General features: G+C 68.3%; 5 protein-coding genes. 3 read left to right on the forward strand and 2 right to left on the reverse strand.

Annotated features, from left to right (window positions below; translation table 11 throughout):
* Nucleotides 1-276: 276 nt before the first annotated feature.
* Nucleotides 277-1,173, reverse strand: a complete 897-nt coding sequence (locus tag LWF15_RS31210; protein ID WP_232814572.1) for an alpha/beta fold hydrolase — start codon at nt 1,171-1,173, stop codon at nt 277-279.
* A gap of 96 nt (nt 1,174-1,269) precedes the next feature.
* Here LWF15_RS31210 and LWF15_RS31215 point away from each other — a divergent pair, with 96 nt between their 5' ends.
* From LWF15_RS31215 to LWF15_RS31225, 3 genes are all read left to right on the forward strand, one after another.
* Entirely contained in the window at nt 1,270-2,199 is a 930-nt protein-coding gene (locus tag LWF15_RS31215) for a helix-turn-helix transcriptional regulator (RefSeq protein WP_232814573.1), read from the forward strand.
* Between the two features lie 296 nt (nt 2,200-2,495).
* Nucleotides 2,496-4,997 (forward strand): molybdopterin oxidoreductase family protein, encoded by a 2,502-nt coding sequence (locus tag LWF15_RS31220; protein ID WP_269811160.1) that lies wholly within the window; start codon nt 2,496-2,498, stop codon nt 4,995-4,997.
* Nucleotides 4,994-5,467 carry a hypothetical protein gene (locus LWF15_RS31225; RefSeq protein ID WP_232814575.1) on the forward strand — a complete coding sequence of 158 codons (474 nt, stop codon included), beginning with the start codon at nt 4,994-4,996 and terminating at the stop codon, nt 5,465-5,467. Before LWF15_RS31220 ends, LWF15_RS31225 begins: the two co-directional genes overlap by 4 nt.
* Before the next feature lie 40 nt (nt 5,468-5,507).
* Here the strand turns inward: LWF15_RS31225 and LWF15_RS31230 are convergent, their stop codons facing one another.
* Entirely contained in the window at nt 5,508-6,458 is a 951-nt protein-coding gene (locus LWF15_RS31230) for an NAD(P)H-quinone oxidoreductase (RefSeq protein WP_269811159.1), read from the reverse strand.
* Nucleotides 6,459-6,655 lie beyond the last annotated feature (197 nt).

Here is a 6,655-nt window from a genome sequence, read left to right on the forward strand (position 1 = left end):
GCCACCGACTCCCCGGGGGCTCGCGGCTGCCGACTATGCCATCGCTCAAGGGGCCAAAGTGGGGCATTCAACCGATACGGCAGCAGTTGAACACCTTCCGGACGGCTGACCAGTGATGGCGCCTCACGTGAGGATGATTACGTTGTCCAAGGCTCGAGGCAGCAGTTGAACAGCCACCCAAAGTGATCGGCTCGTCACCCAGAGCCCCTATGCGGTTCGGCGCGCTCTGCCACTTCTCCACCGGAGCCGCCATCCCCCGCAGTTGCCGCCCTTGGACTATCTGAGCCGGGAGCTCGCCACCTGAACCACCGAGGCGGCAGCCGCAGCGAACGCATCAGGCTGCTCGACATGCGCGAAGTGCCCGCTGTCCGGCAACAGGTGCAGCTGCGCATCCGGGAGGCCCTGGACCAGAAGAGAGCCCCACCGCGGGCCACAGAGGAAGTCCTGCTCGCCGACGAGCACCACCGTGGGCACCACGATCTCGCCCAACCGCTCGGTGACGTCGAACACCACCGGGTCGGCTGCGCTCGCCGCTTCCCTGCTCATCCGGATGGATTCTCGGAAGGAAGCGAATTCGAGCTTCCGAGAGTGGAAGTCGGCGAAGTAGACGGGGATCGCGGTGGCGAACGCCTGGCTCATGCTGTCGTCGTCGGGCGCGTTCACCGCCTGCTGGAAGGCCTGCGGAACGATGGCGGCCTCCGGAGCATCCGGGTGACGCTGCGGGTAGGAGGCCAGAGACCTCATACCCTCGGACCAGAAGCCGGGGCCGGCCTGCGGTGAGGTGGAGTACAGGATCAGCCCGGCCAGGAGCTCGGGCTGCGTCAGCGCGTAGGCCTGGGCGACGAATCCCCCGTACGAATGCCCCAGCAGGTACACGGCCTGATCGAGGCGCTCGATCAGCACGCTCAGGAAGTGGACGTAGGTGCTTAGGCCGTAGCGGGACGGGCGGCCGGAGCGGCCCGTCCCGACCGGCTCCACGTAGACCACCGTGAAGTGTTCCTCGAGCTCCGCTGAGCGCAGATAAGCCCAGTTCAGGCCGGGTCCACCCGGGTGGGCCACGCAGACCGGGCCGCGGCCGGCGACGTGGTAGCTCTGCCGAACTCCGTCGATGTCGATCTCGTGGGCGCCCGGTGCGAGAAGCCCCGCGCTGGAGTCGGTGGTGTTGCCTGGCATGCCTTCATTGCATCTTGGCGCCAGGCCCGCCCACCATGCCCGGATGCGTCAGGCTGCATACGACTTCTTCCACCCCGTTGACTAGAATCTTCCGCGATGGACTTGATCAACGAGGTGGTGGCCAGCGCCCGCGCGGGGCGGGCCGTGGCCCGGCGCAGCCGGTACGCCGGCGCCTGGGCCACCCGCTTCCCGGCCGTCAACGGCTCCGGTCTGCACGTGGTCCGGCAGGGCTCCCTGTGGCTCGTTCCGCAGGACGGCGCCCCGGTGTTCCTGCAGGCAGGCGACGCCGTGTTCGTTCCCCATGGTCCGCCGCACGGTTTCAGCCACGAACCGGCCCCGTTCTCGTCGCTGGCGGAGACCGGGACATGGGTGCCGGGCGCCGCCCCCTTCGACGTCGAATTCGTCTCCTGCTGCTACCACCTCGACCGAGGTCAGGTCCACGAGTCGCTGACCGGCCTGCCCGAGGTCATCACCCTGACGATCGACGGACAGCAGAACCCGCAACTGCCGGTCCTGGCCGAACTGCTGGGCCAGCACGCCGACGAGGCCGGCCCCGGCAACGACATCGGCCTGGCCGCAGTGGTGGACCTGTTGCTGGTGCACCTGCTGAGGGCCTGGCGCGGCCTGCAGGAGGAGCAGACCTGGCACCAGACGCCCGACCCGCAGATCGCCCAGGTTCTCAAAGCCATCGGCGAAGAGCCGTACCGGGCCTGGAGCGTGCAGGAACTGAGCGATCGCACCCGGATGTCACGGGCAGCCTTCACCCGTAGATTCACCGCCGCAGTAGGCGAGACGCCCAGCGCCTACCTGAGCCGTCGGCGCCTGGAGCAAGCCGCCCACCTGCTGCGTCATACCGAACTGCCGTTGGCATCGGTGGCCGAGCACATCGGCTACGCAACGGAATTCAGCTTCTCGGCCGCCTTCCGGCGCCACTATGACATCGCCCCTGGGCGCTTTCGTCATCAGGACCGGGCCGATGGTGGCGCCCCTGGCTCCTCTGCGAAGTACACCGTCGCGAGCACGTGATGGTGACCTCTCAGACCGGAACCCTTTGAAATTTAGGACGAGTGTCCGCCTCGATTGCGCTGACGGCGTCACGTTCACGTGTGGTGCGCCAACTGTGCCCGCGCATCCTCCTCAACCACAGACGTACCGAGACCACCGATCGCCAGGCGCGAGAAGCGTCCATTGGTAGTCGAACAGGCCCCCCACCACCAGGTGCTGGCTGGGGTACCGCAGTAATTGCGCAACTGCATTGATGGGCCCACCCTCTGTCTGTGGACCACGAGCAAAATGTGCCGCCCGAGGAGGTGGACTCCGCGATGATCGCGGCCGACCGCATCAGCGACATCTGGGGGCCCCGGACACCGCACGCCAAGGGAACGGTGTGGCCGGCGCGCGTCGACACCCACCTGGACGAGGGCGTGGATGCGCAGGAGGTGGACCGGTGGGTCCAGTCGGCATGTGTGCTGTGCAGCAACGGCTGCGGGTGCGACATCGCGGTCAAGGACGGGCGCATGGTGGGGGTGCGCGGACGGGCCGGCGATGTCGTCAGCCACGGCCGCCTGGGACCCAAGGGCCTGTACGGCAGCACCCCGTGGGCCTCGTCGCCGGACCGTCTGACCCGGCCGCTGATCCGTGAGAACGGCGAACTGGTCGAGACGGACTGGCCCACGGCGATGGGCAGGATCGTGGAGAGGTCAAAACGTCTGCTGGCCGAGAAAGGCCCTCTGTCTCTCGGGTTCTACACCACAGGCCAGATCTTCATAGAGGAGTACTACACGCTCGGGGTGATCGGGAAAGCCGGTCTGGGCACCCCGCACATGGACGGGAACACCCGGCTGTGCACGGCCACCGCCGCGGCGGCGTTCAAGGAGAGCTTCGGTGCAGACGGGCAACCCGGCTCCTACACCGACATCGAGCACTGCGACACGATCTTCCTGTTCGGGCACAACATGGCCGAGACCCAGACGGTGCTGTGGGCCAGGATCCTGGATCGCACACACGGCGAGCAGCCGCCCGTACTGGTCTGCGTCGACCCGCGGCGAACGCCAGTGGCCCGTGAGGCGGTGCGTACCGGCGGGGTGCACCTGGCGCCACGCGTGGGCACGAACCTGGCACTCATGAACGCCCTCACCCGGGAACTTTTCGTCAACGGCTGGGTGGACGAGGACTGGGTTGCGGCCCACACCCTCGGCGTGGAAGACCTGCGGGCCATGGTGGAGCCCTGCACGCCGGAGTGGGCCGGAAACATCTGCGGCATTGACCCTGACGACATTCGCCGGGCCGCAAGGATCTTCGGTGAGAGCGAGAGCGTGCTCTCCACCGTGCTGCAGGGCTTCTATCAGTCTCATCAGGCCACTGCGTCCGCCGTGGCCGTGCACAACCTGCACCTGCTGCGGGGACTGATCGGCAAGGTGGGCTCGGGCGTGCTGCAGATGAACGGGCAGCCGACCGCGCAGAACAACCGCGAATGCGGCGCCGACGGGGATCTGCCCGGTTTCCGGAACTGGGACAACCCGAAACACGTGCAGGAACTGGCCGACCTGTGGAACGTCGATGTGTCCCGCATCCCGCACTGGGCCCCACCCACGAACGCCATGGAGATCTTCGGCTACGCCGAGGAAGGCAGCATCGAGATGCTGTGGATCTCGGCCACCAATCCGGCCGTGTCCATGCCGCAGACCGGGCGTATCCGCAAGATCCTCGCCAGTGAGCAGTGTTTCGTGGTCGTGCAGGACGTGTTCCTGACCGAGACCGCCCGGCTGGCTGACGTCGTCCTCCCGGCCGCCGGATGGGGAGAGAAGACCGGGACCTTCACCAACGTCAACCGCACCGTCCACCTGTCCGAGCAGGCGGTGCAGCCACCCGGGGAAGCCAAGAGCGACCTCGACATCTTCCTGATGTACGCCGACGCCATGGGATTCACCGACAAGGACGGCAAGCCCCTGCTGACCTGGCGCACCCCCGAAGAAGCTTTCGAGGCCTGGAAGAAGGCCAGCGCCGGTCGCCCGGTCGACTACTCCGGACTGACCTACGACAAGCTACGCAGGCCCAGCGGCATCCCCTGGCCGGTCAACGAGCAGGCGCCGCACGGCACCGACCGGCTCTACACCGACCCGGTGTTCCCCACCGACACCGACGAGTGCGAGACCTACGGACACGATCTGCTCACCGGGGCGGCCGTGACCGAGGCCGAGCACCGCGCCCTGGCTCCGGCCGGCCGCGCCTTCCTGAAGGGCTGCGAGTGGACCCCGGCCCATGAGCAGACCAGCCCGGAGTACCCGCTGCTGTTCACCACCGGGCGCACCGTCTACCAATTCCACACGCGTACCAAGACCATGCGGTCCCGGAGCCTGAACAACGCTGCGCCGGATGCCTGGGTGGAACTCAACCCGGACGACGCCGCCGCCCTCGCAGTGAGCGAAGGTGACGTGGTGCGGGTCGAATCCCCACGGGGCGCCATCCAGGTACGGGCCCGGGTGGGCCAGGTCATGCGCGGAGCCGTGTTCGCCCCGTTCCACTACGGCAGCTGGGATCTCGACGCCCTGGACAGCACCGGCAGCTCAGGGCAGGCCAACGAGCTGACGATGACCGTGTGGGACCCGGTTTCCAAGCAGCCCTACTTCAAGACCGCAGCATGCCGGGTCGTCAAGGTCCGCGACGGCGACCGTCCCTCCCCTGCACCGACCACTGCGGCATCCACCCCTCAGGACGCCAGCGTCGCACCCACCCGCGGCGGCAGACCGACGACCAGCCAGACCGTTGCCACCCCGCGGTACCCGAACGATCCGGCGCAGGCCGGCGCTGGGAGCCGGTCATGAAGACTCACCTGTCCACGTACGTCGCGCTCGTTCACCACAGTGAAAAGGCCCTGGCCGAGTCACTGCGGATCGTCGGAGAGGGACACGCCGAGCATCCCGACGTCCTCTTCACCTGCCAGGCCCTGGCCGCGATGAGCCTGGAGCACGTCGAGCGGCTGAAGCCCATGGCCCAGCGGTACGGGGAGGACTCCGGTGGCTCCGTCACCGAGCCCGAACGCCTCCACGCCGCCGGCCTGGCCGAGGTACGCACCGGCCCGGTCGGCCTGCTGCGAGACCTGCAGGACCTGCACATGCTGGCCACGCTGACGCAGACCACCTGGACGGTCATCGGTCAGGGTGCCCAGGGGTTGCGCGATGACGACCTGCTGGCCCTTTCGAAGGACGCCCTGACCGGCACCGCGCGGCAACTGGCCTGGTTCGTCACCCGGATGAAGGCGGCGGCACCCCAGGCGCTGGTGATCGCCCGATGAGCACACCGACGCCACGGCCGATGCTCAGACAAGCTGTCCGTCAGGCCTCTTCAGACAGCACCAGAACAATCTTTCCGTGCTTGCCCCCGGCGGAGAACCGGTCGTAGGCGGCCTGGGCCTGCTCCAGCGAGAAGGTCGCGGCGACCGGGACGGTGACCGTGCCGTCGGCGATGAAGGGCAGGACCGAGCGTTCGACTGCCCGCGCGGTGGCTGCCTTCTGCTCCAGAGGGCGGGCCCGCAGGGTGGAACCGAAGATGCGTGCCCGCTTCTGCATGACCTGCTGCAGATCCAGTTCGCTGGTGCGCCCAGCTCCGACACCGATGACCACGATCCGCCCGTCCAGGTCCAGGGCTTCCAGATTGCCGGGGAGGTTGGGACCGCCGACCAGCTCCAGGATGACGTCGAAGGGGCCGTGGTCCTCGAAGCCCCCGGGAGCGACGACCTTCGCACCGAGCGCCGCGACCTGTTCGCGGGAGTCCGGATTGCGGACGGTCGCAGTCACTCTCGCGCCGGCTGCCCGGCCCAACTGGACGGCGGCGCTGCCCACTCCCCCGGCCGCGCCGTGCACCAGGAGCCGTTCACCGGCCCGGAGGCCACCCTGGGTGAAGAGTGCGTCGTGAGCGGTGGTGAAGACCTCGGCCAGGCCACCGGCCTCGGCCCAGGACAGCCCTTCCGGAACGGGCATCAGGACCCGCTCGTGGGCGACGCACAGTTCGGCCTGACCACCCCCGCCGAGGATGCCCATGACACGGTCCCCGACCGCGAAGCGGGTCGCCCCGGGCCCCAGGCCGACGACCTCCCCGGCCATCTCCAGGCCCGGGATGTCGGCCGGGGCACCGGGCGGAGCGGCGTACCGCCCTTTCAGCTGCAGCAGATCTGCACCGTTGAGCCCGCAGGCCCGGACACGGACCAACACTTCTGCGCTGCCAGGTTCTGGGGCCGGCAGGTCGGTGATGCTGAGGGCCCGGTCGTTGATGGTCACTGCGCGCATGGTGCTGAATCATCTTCCGGTAGGCGGGGTGGCTCCTGCCTGCGACCCTAACGGCCACTCCAGGACTCGCCTCCGGGAGCGGGCAACCCCCCTGCACGCAAACCGGTCACCTCAGATCCTCGAAGGAGTCCTCTCCCGGCCGCCAGCACATCCAGCCGCCGTCCTCGAACCCTGAGAGCAAGGCAATCTCGACAAAG

The organism is Kineosporia rhizophila, from assembly GCF_021277265.1.
Taxonomy (GTDB): domain Bacteria; phylum Actinomycetota; class Actinomycetes; order Actinomycetales; family Kineosporiaceae; genus Kineosporia; species Kineosporia rhizophila.